This is a genomic window from Rothia sp. ZJ1223, assembly GCF_016900985.1.
Lineage (GTDB): Bacteria > Actinomycetota > Actinomycetes > Actinomycetales > Micrococcaceae > Rothia.
This window is the reverse complement of sequence record NZ_JAFEUT010000005.1, coordinates 1-19228: the sequence shown is the minus strand read 5'-3', so window position 1 is coordinate 19228 and position 19228 is coordinate 1. Positions and strand designations below refer to the sequence as shown.

Below are 19228 nucleotides of genomic sequence, written 5' to 3'. Positions count from 1 at the left end.
CAGTGGCGGGATTTTTCTCTAAACTCATGGGCAAGGCGGGTTCGGCAACCGAACCCACCCCCGGCGCGTCCGCGCCTTCTTTCGACACGGTAGTGCCCGGTAGCACTGACCCTTTCGATGCTGACCTCGGTCAGGCAACTGAGGGTCAGCAGGTCATCTATCAGGTGGCATCTGTGCTCATGCGCTACCCCGATACTGAAATTCAGGCGTTGATTCCCGAACTGCGTCAGCTAGCCCAAGAAGTGGGGGAGACCCCGCTCGTTGAGGCGATTGATGACGTTGCACACTGGTACGAATCAGCACCCATGGAGGACGTTGCCGCCTCCTACGTGCAGGAATACGACCTTTCGCGGCGTCATTCCTTTCATCTTTCGTACTGGACTGAAGGAGATACCCGCCGACGCGGCGAAGCCCTTACCCGGTTTAAAAAGATGTACCGCGACTCGGGTATGGTGACTAACCTTCATGGTGAACTGCCCGATTACCTGCCACTCGTGCTTGAATTTACCGCCCTGGTAGATTCACGTGCTGGACGCGCATCCTTGCAGGCATACCGCCCTTCCCTAGAGCTGTTGCGTCTTGCTTTGCGCGATGACAATCTTGCTTTCCACAAACTGGTGGAGTGCATCTGCGATAGCTTGCCGGGAGAATCCCCGCAAACAGCCCAGGAAATTCAGAAGCTCGCACGGGCAACCCCGCCCGCTGAGTCAGTGGGGCTTGATCCCACAGACCCGCGTCTTCTGCCCCTGTTGCAACCTGCACCCGTGCCCTCATCCCTGACTGAAGTTTCTACCAGGAGTTAAACCGATGAACCTTCTAGATCTGTTCCTCTGGGGCATTTTGCCCTATATGTCCATCGTGATTCTCATCGGTGGTACCCTCTGGCGCTACAAGTACGATCAGTTTGGTTGGACTACCCGCTCATCTCAGGTCTATGAATCTAAGATGTTGCGTATCGCCTCCCCGCTGTTCCACTACGGTCTGGTGGGCGTTCTTGCCGGTCACATCGCGGGTCTGCTGATTCCTGCAAGCTGGACCGCGGCACTGGGCATTTCAGATGATGTGTACCACATGATGGCTTTGGTCCTTGGTCTGCCCTTTGGTATTGCGGTTACTGTTGGTTTGGTAATGATGGTTTACCGTCGCCGCACCACCGCCACCGTGTTCCGCGCAACCACTGTGAATGACAAGATCATGTACATCTTCTTGATGGGCGCTATTGTTCTGGGCATTGGCGTCACTATTCTTAGTGCTTTCCAGGGGCATCACGGTCACAACTACCGCGGAGATATTTCACCGTGGTTCCGCTCTGTGCTGATTTTCCAGCCTGATATTGAGCTGATGCACAATGTGCCTTTCACCTTCAAAGCGCACATCATTGTTGCTTTCTTGCTTTTTGCTCTGTGGCCTTTTACCCGCCTAGTTCACGCTTTTACCGCGCCTTTGCATTACCTGTTCCGTCCTTACATTGTTTACCGTGGACGCGGCGGCGAGGGTCGCGGCGCACGTTCACCGCGTCGTGGCTGGGAGCCTTTGGCGACCGCAGCCAAGCTGTCTGATAAGAGCGCTCGTGAACAGCGTAAAAACCGTGAACGCGCGTCTCGCTAATCAAGAATTTTTTACTATTTCTTTCACACAGTATTGAATGAGGAATTCATGAGTACTACAACACTCGAGCGTGACCCTAAACTGCAGGGTGGGCTCAAATACACCATCATGGCGGCGTGTGCCTCAATGATTGGTTTCTGGAGCTGGACTATGATTGGTCCGCTCGCCAAGTACTACACCGAAACCTACGGTCTGACTGAGGGGCAGCGTTCTTTGCTGATCGCGACCCCCGTTATCGTCGGTTCACTGGCGCGTATTCCGGTGGGCGCACTCACTGACCGTTACGGTGGTCGCATCATGTTCACCATTATGCTGACCTTCACCGGTTTAATGGTTCTGGTTACCGGCTTGGTGGGTCAGATGGGTAGCTTCCCCTTGCTGCTGCTAGTTGCCTTCTTCCTGGGCATCGGCGGTTCAATCTTCGCGGTGGGCATCCCCTTCGCTTCAGCATGGTTTGAACCCCACCGTAAGGGTCTTGCTACCGGTATTTTCGGTATGGGTATGGTCGGTACCGCGTGTGCTGCTTTCTTCAACCCCCGTATGCTTCAGGCTTTCGGTTATTTCCCTACCCACCTGATTATGACCTGCGTGGCTCTGATCTACGCCTGCGTTGTCTGGTTCTTCTTGAAGGATTCACCGGTGATGAAGGCTGCTAAACCTGAGCCTGTCATGCCTAAGATTCTTCGCGTATCTAAGGTTCTGGTGACCTGGCAACTGTGCTTTATCTATGCAGTTGTCTTCGGTGCTTTCGTTGCCTTCTCGAACTTCCTCTCCACCTATATGCAGAACATCTATGGTTACGAGGCTGTTGCTGGCGGTACTTTCGCCGCAATGTTCGCTGCCTGCGCCGTGCTTGCTCGCCCCTTCGGTGGTGTTGCGGCAGATAAGTTCGGTGGAAAGCTGACTACCCTGGTTGTTTTTGTTGCGGTGGCAGTACTGGTTGTGCTGATTGCTTTCGAGCCCGCATCCACCGGTTTGAACGCTCTCTTGCACGTTGTGACGGCATTCTTCGTTGGCTTCGGCACCGGTACCATTTACGGCTGGTTGGGCAAGGTTGTTCGCCCGCAAGATATCGGTACCGTATCGGGTCTGGTATCAGCAGCCGGTGGTCTGGGCGGTTATTTCCCGCCTCTGATCATGGGTGCAGCCTACACCGCGAACGAAAGCTACGCATGGGGTCTGTACGCCCTAGCGATCATCTGCATTGTTTCGCTTCTTGTCTCACTGTGGATGAAATCAGATAAGAACGCGGTACGTCCCTCATAAACACATATACGGTTGGGGTAGAGAGAACCCCGGCAATCTTTGAAATGCTAGGTATCTTCAAAGACTGTCGGTGAACTTACCTCATCTACTGGGCATTAGACTTGAATAAAAGCACCACTTTCCCGTTCTTTAGGAGTAGGGGGAGTGGTGCTTTTATGTTGGCTGTGGCACACTTGAGAAGACAAATTAAATAGTGCCGTTTACAGCTAGGCGGGAGAGACTGCGCGAAAGCGCCGGGTGAATAACCGGTTGATAGCGTAGCGCCGAAGGAGCAAACCCTCCCCGGGAAACTCTCAGGCAAAAGTACCGCTAGCTCAGGCAACTCTGGAGAGGGGCGTGACACCTCCACCGAAGGGGCAAGCGAAAACCTATCGCGCGAGTGTAAGGTTTTGGTGAAAACTCTCAGGTTTATAACAGAGTGGGGAGGGCACTAACCGTCACTGCGGCGGCTAGTCTTTGCGCCTTTTCACCAGGAGAGTTTTTCCATGACCTTCATTGACCGTCACCTTGGCTCTAACGCTACTGACACCGAGCATATGCTGGGCACCCTCGGTTATGATTCTTTGGCATCGTTGGTTGATGCTGTTGTTCCTTCCCGGATTCGTGTGGAGGGGGAACTGGACCTTCCTGAGCCGTTGAGTGAGCTCGAGGCGCAGACCAAGATTGCCCAGTACGCCGCTGAGAACAGCGTACACGCCCAGATGATTGGTGCCGGTTACTATGACGCCATTACTCCGGCTGTCATTCGCCGCAATATTTTGGAGAACCCCGGCTGGTACACCTCCTACACCCCCTATCAGCCCGAGATTTCCCAGGGCCGCCTTGAGGCTTTGCTGAACTTCCAGAACACTGTCATGGAGCTGACCGGCTTACCGGTTGCTAATGCGTCCTTGCTCGATGAATCAACCGCTGTGGCTGAGGCTGCTGTGATGATGCACCGCGCCAACAAGAAGGTGAAGAACGGCTTCTTTGCTATCGACGCCGGTGTTCTGCCGCAGACTCTTTCTGTGGTTAAGGGCCGTGCGGACGCGCTGGGTATTGACTTTGTGGTGACTGACTTTGCAGACGGTCTGCCCGAGGGCGATCTGTACGGTCTTATCCTTGCCTACCCCACCCACGACGGTCAGGTGCGCGATTTGCGTGAGATTGTTGCCGCAGCTAAAGAACGTAACGCTCTGGTGACCGTTAACGCTGACCTTCTGGCGCTGACCCTGCTGACCTCACCTGCTGAGCTGGGCGCTGATATTGCTGTAGGTTCCACCCAGCGCTTTGGTTTGCCCTTCTGGTACGGGGGACCTCACGCAGCTTACTTGGCTGTGTCAAAGGGCATGGAGCGTACCCTGCCCGGTCGTTTGGTAGGTGTCTCACAGGATTCTGCGGGTAAGCCCGCCTACCGTTTGGCGTTGCAGACTCGTGAGCAGCATATTCGCCGAGAGAAGGCGACCTCGAATATCTGTACCGCTCAGGCACTGCTGGCGATTGCGGCTGGCGCTTACGCGGTTTACCACGGCCCCGCTGGTTTGAAGACTATTGCACAGCGTCTGCACACGAATGCCGCACGCCTTGCTCAGAGCCTGGTCTCAGCCGGTCTGACCCTGGTGCATGAGAGCTTCTTTGACACCGTGAGCTTCAAAACGGGCGGACGCGCTGACGAGCTGGTCGCCCAGGCTGAAAAGGCTGGTATCAACATCCGCCGTATTGACGCTGACCGCATTTCGATCTCAGTGGGTGAATCACACACCGAGGCAGTTCTTACAGTTCTTGCTGAAGCCCTAGGTGCAACTCTGCCCGCATCCACCGACCAGTACGAGCTCTCCTCAGAGCTGCTGCGTACCGATGAGTACATGCAGCATCCTGTCTTCCACAGCCATCAGTCTGAAACCGCAATGATGCGTTACCTACGTCGTCTTTCTGATAAAGACCTGGCACTGGATCGCACTATGATTCCCTTGGGGTCATGCACCATGAAGCTCAACGCTGCCGCCGAGATGGAACCCATCTCATGGCCTGAGTTCGCGAACATTCACCCGCTGGTTCCTGCTGAGCAGGCAAAAGGCTGGAAGAAATTGATTGATGAGCTAAGCGATTGGTTGCTCGCGGTAACCGGTTATGATGCTATTTCGCTGCAACCCAACTCCGGCGCGTCCGGTGAGTATGCGGGGCTGCGCGCTATTCGTGCCTACCACGAAGACCGTGGGGATACTCAGCGCAATATCGTGCTCATTCCCCAATCAGCGCACGGCACCAACGCCGCATCAGCAGCTTTGGCGGGTCTCAAAGTCGCCCCTGTCGCTACCGCCCCTGACGGCTCGGTAGATGTTGAAGACCTCAAAGCAAAGATTGAGAAGCACAGCGATACTGTTGCTGCCATTATGATTACCTACCCCTCAACCCACGGCGTTTTCGAGGAGCAGGTTGTCGAGGTCTGCGAACTGGTACACGCAGCCGGTGGGCAGGTATACATCGACGGCGCTAACCTCAATGCGCAGATGGGGCTGGCACAGCCTGGCAAGTTCGGTGGCGACGTGTCGCACCTGAACCTGCACAAGACTTTCGCCATCCCGCACGGTGGTGGCGGTCCCGGCGTGGGCCCCGTTGCGGTGGGCGCGCATCTTGAAAAGTATCTGCCCGGCAACGGCTACCTCGCGGATGCCACCGGTAACCTGACCGACAGAGCGCCCCTTCCCATCTCTCAGGCAATGTTCGGTTCAGCCGGCGTCCTTCCTATTTCTTGGATGTACATGGCGATGACCGGAGCTACCGGTCTGCGCGCATCCAGCGAATACGCAATTCTAGGCGCTAACTACATTGCTCAGAAGCTCAAAGACAAGTACCCGGTGCTTTACACCTCAGACAACGGACTGGTAGCTCACGAGTGCATCCTTGATTTGCGCGAACTTACCGCGGCCTCAAAGATTACCGCCGAGGACGTCTGCAAGCGCCTGATGGACTACGGCTTCCATGCACCCACCCTTGCCTTCCCCGTACCGGGCACCCTCATGGTCGAGCCTACCGAGTCTGAGAACCTAGAAGAACTGGATCGCTTTATTGAAGCAATGGAGTCAATCCACGCTGAAATTCAAGAGGTTATTGACGGAAAAGTAAGCGTTGAAGAGTCAGTGCTGCGCAATGCACCGCACACCGCGGATGTACTCACCGCTGACACCTGGAACCGTCCCTACAGCCGTACCCAGGCAGCCTACCCCGTTGCGTCCTTGCGCGCCGCCAAGTACTTCACCTCCGTGGGTCGCATCGACGGAGCCGGTGGAGACCGCAACTTCGTGTGTGACTGCCCTCCGCTCGAAGCCTTCGACATCGAGTACAACTAAGCGCACGCCGGTAGCAACTTCACGGTTCCAAGAGCAGAAAAGAAAAAGATATGACCCCCAAGAAAACCTCCCTCTACGACGCCCACGCTGAGCTGGGCGCGTCCTTCACCGATTTCGGTGGCTGGGACATGCCCCTGAAATATGCCAACGATGTCACCGAGCACCATGCCGTTCGTCAGTCGGTAGGTCTTTTTGACCTGTCCCACATGGGCGAGTTCCGCGTCAAAGGTAAAGACGCCGCAGCCTTCCTCGATTACGCGTTGGTCTCTAACATGTCAGTGCTCAAGGTCGGCAAAGCAAAGTACTCCATTCTCGTCAACGAGGATGGCGGAGTCATCGATGATCTCATCACCTACCGCCTAGCAGAAGATGAGTTCTTGGTAGTACCCAACGCCGCTAACGTCGCGGTTGATTTTGAGGTAATGAGCGCTCGCCGGGGCGACTTCGACGTGGAGTTCACCAACGAGTCAGAAGAAACCTCACTGGTGGCAGTACAGGGCCCCGCCTCCGAAAAAACTATGCTCGCTATGGGAATGACCGATGAGGACGCCCTCACCGGTCTCGGCTACTACGCGGTAGTACCCGCCAACATCGCGGGTATCGACGTCCTTCTGGCGCGTACCGGCTACACGGGTGAAGACGGGTTCGAAATCTACGTACCCAACGCTTCAGCACTGACTATCTGGAACGCCGCTCTCGAAGCGGGCAAAGCCTTTGAGATTCTTCCCGCAGGCCTCGCCGCCCGCGACTCACTGCGCCTTGAGGCAGGCATGCCTCTCTACGGTCACGAACTGGGTCTTGAGATTACACCTTTCGAATCAGGTCTTGGCAAACTGGTAGAAATTGCTCTCACCAAAAAGTCTGCAGACTTTGTCGGACGAGCCGCCCTCGAAAAGATGGCTGAACAGGCACCAGCTCGCTCGCTGGTGGGGTTGAAAGCTCAGGGCAAGCGTCCTGCCCGCGCTGGTTCAACCCTGGTAGATGGTGAGAAAACTATTGGTGAGATTACCTCCGGTATTCCTTCCCCCACTTTGGGCTACCCGGTGGCGATGGCTCTGATCGATACCGACTACGCTCGTGAGGGCGATACCGTCAACGTTGATATTCGTGGCAAGCAAGCCCCGTTCGACATTGTCGCTTTGCCTTTCTATACACGTCAGAAGTAGGCTTATAATAAAGACCCGCCGGTGCCACAAGCGCGGGCGGGTCTTTAGCATTTCCACCCTCTTATCCCACAAGGAGCTATCACTGTGGAGACCAGTTCAGAACTCAAGCAAGCAGAAGCCCTCGAATATGACATCAGCGTATTTGATCTTTTTAGTATCGGTGTTGGTCCTTCGTCCTCCCATACTGTGGGGCCTATGCGCGCAACCAATCGTTTTATTGCTGAGCTAATTGATGCTAAACAACTGGGTGAGGTAACGCGCATCCACATTGACTTGTACGGGTCTTTGGCAGCAACCGGCGCAGGTCACGGCACGATGAGCGCGGCTCTTAAGGGATTGTGTGGCTTTGTTCCAGAGACTATCGACATCGCTGCATCTGAGCGAATGATGGAGCGCAACCAAGTTGATGGAACCCTGCCCCTGGCAGGGTTTTCAGGGGAGGACTTTGCCTCCGGCACGTTAGATCCCGTCAATAAGTTGGTGTACGGGCCGGTAATTTCCTACAAGGAATCCCAGATGACCCTGCGTCCGCTGACCGTTTTGCCCCGTCACACCAACGGTATTAAGGTGGCAGCTTTTGCGGGAGAGACCCTCTTGCTAGAACGCACCTATTTTTCAATCGGCGGTGGGTTCATCGTTGAGGAGGACGAGGAGTCATCAAATAGCGGTGTGCTTGATAAGGCACCCTACCCCTTTGGCTCGGGGGATGAACTGCTAGATATGGCTAATAGTGCAGGTCTTTCTATTGCCGCCCTCAAACTTGAAAATGAAAAGTCAGCGCGCAGTGAAGAAGAGATTCGCGCCGGTATCTTGGGTATTCGTCAGGTGATGCGCGAGTGCATTGGTTCGTCGTTAGGGCGTATGGGGTACCTGCCCGGCGAGTTGAAGGTGCGATGCCGTGCGGGGGATTGGCATCGCAAACTCATGGAAGAGGACGCCCAAAAAGCCCCCGAGATGGCGTGGGATTGGGTCAACCTGATCGCTTTGGCAGTGAATGAAGAGAATGCTTTTGGTGGGCGCGTGGTGACAGCCCCGACGAATGGCGCGGCGGGTATCATTCCGGCGGTGTTGCACTATGCCCTGAACTACGTGCCTGAGGTGCGTAATCGCGGTACGAAGGTGCAGGAAGACGCGATTGTAGACTTCTTCTTAGCGGCATCGGCTATTGGCTCGCTGTATAAGAAGCGTGCTTCAATTTCGGGCGCTGAAGTGGGCTGTCAGGGTGAGGTGGGTACAGCCTCATCGATGGCTGCAGCAGGTCTTGCACAGGTAATGGGCGGCACTAACGAGCAGGTCGAAAACGCCGCTGAGATTGCGATGGAGCACAATCTGGGGCTGACCTGCGACCCGGTGGGCGGTCTGGTGCAGATTCCCTGTATTGAGCGCAACGCGATGGCTGCTACCAAGGCAATCAACGCCGTCCGTATTGCCCTGCGTGGGGACGGTCAGCACAGAGTATCTTTGGATCAGGTGATTGAAACCATGCGCCAAACCGGTGAAGATATGAGCAACCGTTACAAAGAAACCTCCATGGGCGGTCTCGCCGTCAATGTGGTTGCCTGCTAAAAGAAGACTGAAAGAGAACTTGCAAAAACTACGGTGACAAGGTATGGACTAATGGATTTCCATAGTGTAGTGTTGGTATTTACGCTAGCCCTAACTTTCTGTGCCTTCATATAGCGGTGGGCATGGTTAAACCAAGCACATGCGTCCGACGCATTTTCTTCCAGCAACCAACAAACCAGCGAACACAGCTAAAGCTTTAGGGCATACAGCATCATATGTGATTGCCAAGTTGGAAAAGCCTGAAGAAGATGACTGTCGGTGCGCCTTTGCGCAGAGCTAGGTTCTAGCGTCGCAAATCTGACAGGTCTGTGGAAGGATCCAATCTTGGTCGCCTCGAGCACCTCACATAACCAAACCGCTAGCGGCGGAGCATCCAGCCGCGTTTCTTTTGCAAAAATCTCTGAGCCCCTTCAGGTTCCTAACCTTTTGGCGTTGCAGACCGATAGCTTCGACCGCCTCATAGGCAACGAACGCTGGGAAGCTCGCCGCGCAGCAGCTGCTGAAACTGGTGACACCTCTGTTGCACAGATTTCAGGTCTCGCTGAAATTTTTGAAGAAATCTCACCCATCGAAGACTTCCAGGGCACTATGTCCCTGTCATTCTCCGACCCTGAATTCGCTGACCCCAAGTACACCATGGAAGAAGCTAAGGATCGCGACGCGACCTACTCAGCTCCTTTGTATGTCAAGGCCGAGTTCATGAACAACAACACCGGCGAAATCAAGCAGCAGACCGTGTTTATGGGCGACTTTCCGCTCATGACCGCCTCTGGCACCTTCGTCATTAACGGTACTGAGCGTGTTGTTGTTTCCCAGCTGGTACGTTCACCCGGTGCTTACTTTGAAAAGACCGCTGACCGCACCTCCGATAGAGACATCTACACCGCAAAGGTTATTCCTTCACGCGGTGCTTGGTTCGAGCTTGAAATTGACAAGCGCGACCAGGTAGGTGTTCGTCTGGATCGCAAGCGTAAGCAGTCAGTCACTGTACTGTTGAAGGCGCTGGGCTGGTCAGAAGCAAAGATTCTTGCCGAATTCGGTGAATTCGACTCAATCCGCGCAACCCTTGAAAAAGACTCAGTAGAGACCCGCGAAGAGGCTCTGCTTGATATCTACCACAAACTGCGTCCGGGTGAACCCCCCACAGTTGATGCTGCCCAGAACTTGCTGGACAACATGTACTTCACCCCCAAACGCTACGACCTCGCGAAGGTTGGTCGCTACAAGGTGAACCGCAAGCTCGGCGTTGAGATGCCTTTGAGCGATCCCAAGGCCATGGTACTGACCGAAGACGATATCGCAGCAATGATTCGTTACCTGGTTACCCTGCACGCTGGTGGTTCATCTATCAAGGGTATGCGTGATGGCGAAGAGATTGACATCCGTGTTGATACTGACGACATCGACCATTTCGGTAACCGCCGCATCCGTGCGGTAGGTGAGCTGATTGAGAACCAGATCCGCACCGGTCTTTCCCGTATGGAGCGCGTAGTCCGCGAGCGTATGACTACTCAGGACGCCGAGGCTATCACCCCTCAGTCGCTGATTAACATCCGTCCCGTGGTTGCTTCCATCAAGGAGTTCTTCGGTACCTCACAGCTGTCACAGTTTATGGATCAGAACAACCCCTTGGCTGGGCTGACCCACAAGCGCCGTCTGTCTGCTCTGGGTCCCGGTGGTCTTTCCCGTGATCGCGCGGGCATGGAAGTTCGAGACGTTCACCCCTCTCACTACGGCCGCATGTGCCCCATTGAAACCCCTGAAGGCCCGAACATTGGTCTGATTGGTTCATTGGCAACCTACGGTCGCATCAACCCCTTCGGTTTCATTGAGACCCCCTACCGCATTGTGCGTGATGGCAAGGTCACCGATGAGGTTAAGTACCTCACTGCTGATGATGAGAAGGGCGCGATTATTGCGCAGGCTAATGCACCTTTGAACGATGACATGTTCTTTGCTGAAGACCAGGTTCTGTGTCGTGCAGGCGATGGCTCCGGTGAAGCTGTTCTGGTTGCCGGTGGCGAAGTTCAGTTCATGGACGTTTCCCCTCGCCAGATGGTGTCGGTTGCTACTGCGTTGATTCCTTATCTGGAACACGATGACGCGAACCGAGCACTGATGGGTGCTAACATGCAGCGTCAGGCTGTGCCGCTGTTGCAGTCTGAGGCTCCTTTGGTGGGTACCGGTATGGAGCAGTACGCTGCTCTCGACTCAGGCGATTCAGTTCTGGCTGTCAAAGCTGGTGTTGTTTCTGAGGTTTCGGCTAACCTAGTTGTTGTTCGCAACGACGATGGCACCACCTCGTCCTACCAGATTAAGAAGTTCTCACGTTCGAACCCCGGTAACTGCTACAACAACCGTGTTGTTGTGCGTGAGGGTGACCGCGTTGAGGCTCGTGGTCTGATTGCTGATGGTCCCTCAACCGATAACGGTGAATTGGCTCTGGGTAAGAACCTGCTTGTGGCATACATGTCATGGGAAGGCTTCAACTTTGAGGACGGCATTATCCTGTCCCAGCGCATGGTCTCTGATGACGTGCTGACTTCAATTCACATTGAAGAGCACGAAATTGATGCCCGCGACACTAAGCTCGGTGCTGAGGAAATCACCCGCGATATCCCCAACGTATCTGAGGAAGTTCTCTCAGCCTTGGATGAGCGCGGTATTATCCACATCGGTGCTGAGGTAGAAGCTGGCGACATTCTGGTGGGTAAGGTTACCCCCAAGGGCGAAACCGAGCTGACCCCCGAGGAACGCCTGCTGCGCGCTATCTTCGGTGAGAAGTCACGCGAAGTTCGTGATACTTCGCTGAAGGTTCCCCACGGTGAGTCAGGCACAGTCATTGGCGTTCGCGTCCTTGACCGTAAAGATAACGATGAAGACCTAGCTGCTGGCGTTAACCAGCTGGTTCGTGTCTACGTTGCGCAAAAGCGCAAGATTACTGATGGTGACAAACTTGCAGGTCGCCACGGTAACAAGGGCGTTATCTCTAAGATTCTGCCTATCGAAGACATGCCCTTCATGGAAGACGGCACCCCCGTTGACATTATCTTGAACCCCATGGGTGTTCCCGGTCGTATGAACATCGGTCAGGTTCTTGAGGTTCACACCGGTTGGTTGGCAAAGCAGGGTTGGAAGATTGAAGGCAACCCCGCGTGGCTCGATCGTATGCCGAACTTTCCCAAGGAATCAGGTCCCACCAACGTCGCAACCCCTGTGTTCGACGGTGCCTACGAGGACGAGCTATTTGACCTGCTCGATCACACGAATCCCAACCGTGACGGTGAGCGTTTGATCAACCGTACCGGTAAGGCGCGTTTGATTGATGGTCGTTCCGGTGAGCCTTTCCCCGAGCCTATTTCTGTGGGTTACCAGTACATCTTGAAGTTGCACCACTTGGTGGATGATAAGATTCACGCTCGCTCAACCGGTCCTTACTCCATGATTACCCAGCAGCCCCTGGGCGGTAAAGCTCAGTTCGGTGGTCAGCGCTTTGGTGAGATGGAAGTGTGGGCGCTTGAGGCTTACGGTGCCGCTTACACCCTGCAGGAAATCCTGACCATCAAGTCTGATGACGTTCACGGTCGCGTGAAGGTATACGAGGCAATCGTTAAGGGCGAGAATATCCCCGAACCCGGTGTGCCTGAATCTTTCAAGGTTCTCATCAAGGAAATGCAGTCACTGTGCCTGAACGTTGAGGTTCTTTCAACTGACGGTCAGACCATTGAAATGCGCGATGTTGATGATGAAGGCTACCGTTCCGCTGATGCTTTGGGTATCGACCTCTCACACGTAGAGCCGAGCTCAGTTGAGGAAGTCTAAGCCTTTTAGAGGTTTAGTGCTTTCACAGCATCGAGAAAATTTATAGTCTTCAAATTTTACGGAAAAGAGATAAGGACCAAATGTCCAACGAATCTTCACTTGGTTTGATGCGAATTGGCCTGGCTACCGCCGACGATATCCGCGGCTGGTCATATGGCGAGGTCAAGAAGCCCGAGACCATCAACTACCGAACCCTGAAGCCCGAGAAAGAGGGCTTGTTCGACGAGCGTATCTTCGGCCCCACTCGCGACTGGGAATGCTACTGCGGTAAGTACAAGCGTGTACGCTTCAAAGGCATTATCTGTGAGCGCTGTGGTGTTGAGGTAACTCGCGCTAAGGTGCGCCGTGAGCGTATGGGCCACATTGAGCTGGCTGCTCCTGTGACTCATATCTGGTACTTCAAGGGTGTTCCTTCACGCTTGGGTTACCTGCTTGATTTGGCTCCCAAGGATCTTGAAAAGATCATCTACTTCGCTGCATACATGATTACCAGCGTTGATGAGGACGCGCGTCATGAGGACCTGCCCAACCTGCAGGCTGCTCACGACCGCGACAAGAAGGTTCTTCAGGATCAGCTGAACGCTGATATTAACCTGATTGCTCGCGAGACCGAGGAGGAACTTGCCAAGCTTGAAGCTGAGGGCGGCAAGAAGTCTCAGATCGATAAGCTCCGTTCACAGGCAGAGCGCCAGATGGCTTCTGTTCGTAAGAACCACGAGCGCGAGATTGAATTCCTCGATAAGGTATGGGATCGCTTTAAGAATCTCAAGGTCGCTGACCTTGAAGGTGATGAAGCGCTGTACCGCTCAATGGTCGATAAGTACGGCATGTACTTCGAGGGCTCAATGGGTGCTGAATCCATCAAGAAGCGTCTTGAGAACTTCGACATGGAAGCTGAAGCTGAGACCCTCAAGGACATCATTCAGAACGGTAAGGGTCAGAAGAAGACCCGCGCTCTGAAGCGTCTGAAGGTCGTCAACTCCTTCTTGACTACCGATAACTCACCGCTGGGTATGGTTCTTGACGTTGTGCCTGTGATTCCGCCCGAGTTGCGTCCTATGGTTCAGCTTGACGGTGGTCGCTTTGCAACCTCAGACTTGAACGACCTCTACCGCCGTGTGATTAACCGCAACAACCGCTTGAAGCGTCTGCTTGATTTGGGTGCGCCCGAAATCATCGTGAACAACGAAAAGCGTATGCTGCAGGAAGCTGTTGACTCACTGTTCGACAACGGCCGTCGTGGTCGTCCTGTGACTGGCCCTGGCAACCGTCCGCTGAAGTCACTGTCTGACATGCTCAAGGGTAAGCAGGGTCGCTTCCGCCAGAACCTTCTGGGTAAGCGCGTTGACTACTCAGGCCGTTCGGTTATCGTCGGTGGCCCCCAGCTGCAGATGCACCAGTGTGGTCTGCCGAAGCAGATGGCGCTTGAGCTCTTCAAGCCCTTCGTGATGAAGCGTCTGGTTGATCTCAACCACGCTCAGAACATCAAGTCTGCAAAGCGCATGGTTGAGCGTTTCCGCCCTCAGGTGTGGGACGTTCTTGAAGAAATCATTACCGAGCACCCTGTCTTGCTGAACCGTGCACCTACCCTGCACCGTTTGGGTATTCAGGCGTTTGAGCCCCAGCTGGTTGAGGGTAAAGCTATTCAGTTGCACCCGCTCGTGTGTTCAGCGTTCAACGCTGACTTCGATGGCGACCAGATGGCAGTTCACTTGCCCCTATCTCCCGAGGCTCAGGCTGAGGCACGCATCCTCATGCTGTCCTCAAACAACATTCTGAAGCCTTCAGACGGCCGTCCTGTTGCGGTTCCTGACCAGGATATGATTATCGGTCTGTACCACCTGACTACTCCTCGTGATGGTGAGAAGAACGAGGGTCGCGCATTCAGCTCGTTGGCTGAAGCAATCATGGCAATGGATCTGCACGAGATCGAGCTGTACACCAAGGTTAAGATTGAACTTGATGACTTCGTACCCCCTGCTGGTTACGACCTTCCCGAGGGCTACCAGGCAGGCGACCGTCTGCTGGTAGATTGCTCCGTTGGTCAGGTTCTGTTCAACCAGACCCTGCCTGAGGACTACCCCTGGTACGACGGTGTTGCCGATAAGAAGGGTCTTGGCGCCCTGATTAACGACTTGGCTGAAAAATACCACATGGACGTCGTCGCACGCACCCTGGATAACCTGAAGAACACCGGTTTCTACTGGGCGTCACGCTCAGGCGTTACCGTTGCTGTTTCAGATATCGCAGCGCCTCCCACCAAGCCCGCCATTATGGAGGGGTACGAGAAGCAGGCAGCTGATATTCAGAACCAGTTTGATTTGGGTCTGATTGATGACGAAGAGCGCCGTACTGAGCTTATCGACATCTGGACCCAGGCAACTGATGAAGTTGCTGCTGCGATGAAGGACAACCTTTCAGGCTTGAACACCATTAACCGTATGGTGACCTCAGGTGCTCGTGGTAACTGGATGCAGGTTCGTCAGATCGCGGGTATCCGTGGTCTGGTGGCAAACCCCAAGGGCGAAATTATGCCCCGCCCGATTAAGTCTTCTTACCGTGAAGGTCTGTCGGTGTTGGAGTACTTTATTGCAACCCACGGTGCGCGTAAGGGTCTTGCTGATACCGCGCTGCGTACCGCGAACTCCGGTTACTTGACCCGTCGTCTGGTTGACGTTTCACAGGATGTCATCGTTCGCGAAGACAACTGTGGCACCAAGCGTGGTTTGACTCTGCCTTTGATTCAGGTAGAAGAAGAGACCGGTGCAATTTCCTTGCACGATGAGGTTGAGAGCTCAATCCACGGACGCGCTTTGGCTGTCGATGTTGTTGCTGAGGACGGCACCGTTCTGGCAGCAGCTGGTGAAGATGTTTCAGATCCCATGATCGAAAAGCTCTTTGCGGCAGGTATCAAGGACGTCAAGGTTCGTTCAGTTCTGACCTGTGAGTCAGCTGTTGGTGTTTGTGCACTGTGCTACGGCCGTTCAATGGCATCAGGCAACTTGGTTGATATTGGTGAAGCTGTGGGTATTATCGCGGCTCAGTCAATTGGTGAGCCCGGTACCCAGCTGACCATGCGTACCTTCCACACTGGTGGTGTCGCATCGGCAGACGATATTACCCAGGGTCTGCCCCGTATTCAGGAGCTCTTTGAAGCTCGTACTCCTAAGGGCGTTGCACCGATTTCTGAGGTAACCGGTCGTGTGTCTATTGAAGATACCGATAAATCCTTCAAGATTATTGTGACTCCCGATAACGGTGACGAGCCTATCGCTTACCCCGTTCTGCGCCGTGCGCGTTTGAACGTGGCTGAGGGAGATCACGTGACCGTTGGCGACCAGCTGGTTGTCGGTGCTGTTGATCCCAAGGAAGTTCTGCGTATTCGCGGTCCTCGTGAGGCTCAGAAGCACCTGGTGGACGAGGTGCAGGGCGTGTACCGTTCACAGGGCGTGGGCATTCACGATAAGCACGTTGAGGTTATCGTTCGTCAGATGCTGCGTCGTGTGACTGTCATCGAATCAGGCGACACTTCACTGCTGCCCGGTGAGTTGGTTGAAAACACCGCTTTCCAGGCTGCTAACCGTGCCGCTGTTGCTGAGGGTAAGCGTCCTGCTGCTGCTCGTCCCGAGATGATGGGTATTACCAAGGCATCGCTGGCTACCGAGTCATGGCTCTCAGCTGCATCCTTCCAGGAGACTACCCGAGTTCTGACTCAGGCTGCTATGGAAGGTAAGTCTGATCCGCTGGTCGGTCTGAAGGAGAACGTCATCATCGGTAAGCTGATTCCGGCTGGTACCGGTCTTGCTCGCTACAACGATGTTGAGGTCGAACCGACTGATGAGGCTCGCGAGGCTATGTACTCGGTGACTCCTAACATGTTCTCAGACTTCAGCTACGCTGCTGAGAACGAGGGTTCAGTCGCTCCTGAGTTCCAGGCTATTCCGCTTGATGATTACAATTACGGTCAGTAATCTCTAGCTGATTCTTAGCTCACGACGGACGCGTCGTTACCGAAAAAATCGGTGACGGCGCGTCCGTTTTTTATTATAGTCTTCGGGTACTTGCGCTGCGGGTAGATGGGGATCGCCCCCCCTGGCGCTAGGCAGCTTTTAGATTTTTATGGTCTATGGCATTCACATATCAAGGGGAAAATATGAAATCATCATCGTCGATGGCGCAGCGAAGTAAGAAAATCGCTACCGGTTTAGTGTTGGCGCTTGGTTGCACACTGGGGGTTGCGCCGGCTATCACTGATGTGATGAGTTCTTCGGCAGCTGACGCTGATGCGTCACAGCTGAACCCTCTTATGGTGGGTGCTGGTGCTGCTGATATGACGGGTGAAGTCGCAGAGGTAGGCTTCATGGGCTACGGTAGCCTGGAGCAAAAGGGGGAGGGGCTGCATATGCGTCAGTACGCTCGGGCGTTCGTTATTGAAAACCCTCATACTGCTCAGCGAAATCTGATCATTGTATTGGATGCTTTGAGTGCTTATGACAGCGTGCGCCAAGAGCTCTTGCGACGACTTACCGCTGAGTACGGTGCTGTGTACGGCGAATCTAATGTCATGGTGACGGCGACTCATACGCACGCTACTCCCGGTGGGGTTACCAAACACTCTCTGTACAACGTGACAACTGCGGGTTGGCACCCCGATACCTTTAACGCGACGATTGACGGGGCTATGGATGCTGTGCATCAAGCGCATGCTGATATGGCACCCGGTAACCTGACGGTATCTATCTCAGAGTTAGAGGCAGGTGTTAACCGTTCGTTGGAAGCCTTCTCCCTTAACCCTGAGAGTCTTCAATCAAAACTTAACCAGGGCGTAGACACTACTAACACCACCTTTAGGCTGGAGCGTAACGGTGTTACTGAAGCTCTGATTAACTGGTACGCGATCCATCCCACAAACCTGATGAATACCAATAAGCTGGTATCTGGCGATAACAAAGGGTATGCCCAGTATCTGCTGGAGACCGTGGATCACGGGGTTGATTGGCACATGGGTAAGGGAGGTGGATTCGTTGCCGCTTTTGCGAACTCTGATACTGGTGATGTTTCTCCCAATACTTTTTTGCAACCGGGGCAGGGACCTACTGGTGACCATTTCACGAATATGAAGATTCAGGGGCAGCGTCAGGCAGATGCAGTGCGAGCCCAACTGACTCAGGAAGGTGAATCTGCTGGTACCGATATTGATTCACGGATTACCTATGTGGATTTTGAGCAGCAGGTAGTGAGCCGGCTGTATACAGGTACGGGAAAGATTGAGCGAACCTGCGATGCGAGTTTGGGGCAGTCTTTTGCCGCAGGTGCGGTGGAGGATGGCCCTGGTCCCTCAATTTTCGGTGAGGGGTTGGGCGCTAATGCTTTCTTCGCCGGTGTGAACAGGGCTGTTTACAATATTTCACCGCGGCTCGCTGCCTGTCAGGCGCCTAAAGAAAACTTGCTGGCTGTATCGGTGGGCAACACCGTGCAGACTCATCTTCCGGTACAGATTATGCAATTTGGTGATTACTACTTGCTAGGTTTGCCGGGGGAGTGGACCGGCGCAGCGGGCGTAACTATCAAGCAGGACGCGGCTGAGTTGTTTGGGGTGCCTGAGGAGAAGATTATTCTTCAGGGGTACACTAACGCCTACAGCCACTACGTCACTACACCCGAGGAGTACGATTCCCAGCAGTATGAGGGCGGTGCGACTCTCTTCGGCAGATACACTCTGCCTGCCTTCCGACAAACAGTGCAAAATGTGGGTACTGCCCTCAAACACAAGGTCGAGATGCCTCTGGGCGATAAGCCTTCTGAGCCTCACGCACCGGTGAGTGGGCAAGGCAAGGTGCTTTATGACGTTTCGGGCTTTCGTCGTTTTGGCGATGTACTGTCGCAACCCCGCAACGTGCGTCCGGGCGAGACCGTTTCTGCGGTATTCCAAGGAGCGCACCCTAACAATAGTGTGGGGCGCTCCACCAGCTTCCTCGAGATACAAAAATATGACGGTCAGCAGTGGCAGTACGTCACTAATGACAATGACCCCAACACAAAATTCATCTGGAAACGTTATCTTGCTGCTCAGTCGAAGATTACCCTTGAGTGGCAGATACCTACTGAGGCTGAAGCTGGAACATACCGTTTGGTCTATCGCGGGCACGCTAAGACTTACGGCACCATCAAAGAAATCACCGGTGTTTCACAGCTCTTTACCGTAAGTTGGTAGGTAGCGGATGCTGGTTAGGCGGGCATGCGCTGCTGTTAGAGCACAGACGCGTGCTCGCCCTACTGAGGGTAAAATACGTATCGGTTTTATCCTGGTAGGTGATTATGAAACAGGGTTCTTTTCTCGGAGCGAAGTGTCCCAGGTTTTGTTCCGTTTGAGTAGATGGGAAAATCTGGAACATGCCGAAGAAATTTGATCAGGATGCCAAGGATCGGGTGGTCCGCCTTGTTGAGGACCGCATCCTGGCGGAGGGGATC

General features: G+C 54.2%; 9 protein-coding genes and 2 riboswitches. All 9 genes read left to right on the top strand.

Annotated features, from left to right (window positions below):
* The first annotated feature begins 2 nt into the window (after positions 1-2).
* The 9 genes from narJ (at position 3) to JTP09_RS07465 (ending at position 18971) form a co-directional block, all read left to right on the top strand.
* The gene (gene narJ, locus JTP09_RS07505) at positions 3-803 is read left to right on the top strand and encodes a nitrate reductase molybdenum cofactor assembly chaperone (protein ID WP_204877845.1); all 801 of its coding nucleotides are present in this window, start codon (positions 3-5) and stop codon (positions 801-803) included.
* Between the two features lie 4 nt (positions 804-807).
* Complete coding sequence (gene narI / locus JTP09_RS07500; RefSeq protein WP_204877844.1) at positions 808-1608, top strand: respiratory nitrate reductase subunit gamma; 801 nt, start codon at positions 808-810, stop codon at positions 1606-1608.
* 48 nt (positions 1609-1656) lie between these two features.
* Positions 1657-2874, top strand: coding sequence for a nitrate/nitrite transporter (locus tag JTP09_RS07495; RefSeq protein WP_204877843.1), 1218 nt, complete (start codon positions 1657-1659; stop codon positions 2872-2874).
* Positions 2875-3074: 200 nt separating this feature from the next.
* A riboswitch (glycine riboswitch) is annotated at positions 3075-3193 on the top strand.
* Positions 3194-3301: riboswitch (glycine riboswitch) on the top strand. It abuts the riboswitch before it with no gap.
* Between the two features lie 58 nt (positions 3302-3359).
* Positions 3360-6203, top strand: a complete 2844-nt coding sequence (gene gcvP / locus JTP09_RS07490; protein ID WP_204877842.1) for an aminomethyl-transferring glycine dehydrogenase — start codon at positions 3360-3362, stop codon at positions 6201-6203.
* A 50-nt stretch (positions 6204-6253) separates the two neighbouring features.
* A complete protein-coding gene (gene gcvT, locus JTP09_RS07485; protein ID WP_204877841.1) occupies positions 6254-7369 on the top strand; it encodes a glycine cleavage system aminomethyltransferase GcvT in 1116 nt (371 codons plus the stop codon).
* Between the two features lie 84 nt (positions 7370-7453).
* A complete protein-coding gene (locus JTP09_RS07480; RefSeq protein WP_370592535.1) occupies positions 7454-8935 on the top strand; it encodes an L-serine ammonia-lyase in 1482 nt (493 codons plus the stop codon).
* 324 nt (positions 8936-9259) lie between these two features.
* Positions 9260-12757, top strand: a complete 3498-nt coding sequence (gene rpoB / locus JTP09_RS07475) for a DNA-directed RNA polymerase subunit beta (protein ID WP_204877840.1) — start codon at positions 9260-9262, stop codon at positions 12755-12757.
* Positions 12758-12837: 80 nt separating this feature from the next.
* The gene (locus JTP09_RS07470) at positions 12838-16728 is read left to right on the top strand and encodes a DNA-directed RNA polymerase subunit beta' (protein ID WP_204877839.1); all 3891 of its coding nucleotides are present in this window, start codon (positions 12838-12840) and stop codon (positions 16726-16728) included.
* A gap of 182 nt (positions 16729-16910) precedes the next feature.
* A complete protein-coding gene (locus JTP09_RS07465; protein WP_204877838.1) occupies positions 16911-18971 on the top strand; it encodes a neutral/alkaline non-lysosomal ceramidase N-terminal domain-containing protein in 2061 nt (686 codons plus the stop codon).
* Positions 18972-19228: the final 257 nt, after the last annotated feature.

What these genes read in the sequence shown, in the direction of transcription:
- JTP09_RS07470 (WP_204877839.1), top strand. Translation starts at nt 12,838, where the DNA reads ATGTCCAACGAATCTTCACTTGGTTTGATGCGAATTGGCCTGGCTACC.
- narI (WP_204877844.1), top strand. Translation starts at nt 808, where the DNA reads ATGAACCTTCTAGATCTGTTCCTCTGGGGCATTTTGCCCTATATGTCC.
- JTP09_RS07465 (WP_204877838.1), top strand. Translation starts at nt 16,911, where the DNA reads ATGAAATCATCATCGTCGATGGCGCAGCGAAGTAAGAAAATCGCTACC.
- gcvT (WP_204877841.1), top strand. Translation starts at nt 6,254, where the DNA reads ATGACCCCCAAGAAAACCTCCCTCTACGACGCCCACGCTGAGCTGGGC.
- gcvP (WP_204877842.1), top strand. Translation starts at nt 3,360, where the DNA reads ATGACCTTCATTGACCGTCACCTTGGCTCTAACGCTACTGACACCGAG.
- JTP09_RS07495 (WP_204877843.1), top strand. Translation starts at nt 1,657, where the DNA reads ATGAGTACTACAACACTCGAGCGTGACCCTAAACTGCAGGGTGGGCTC.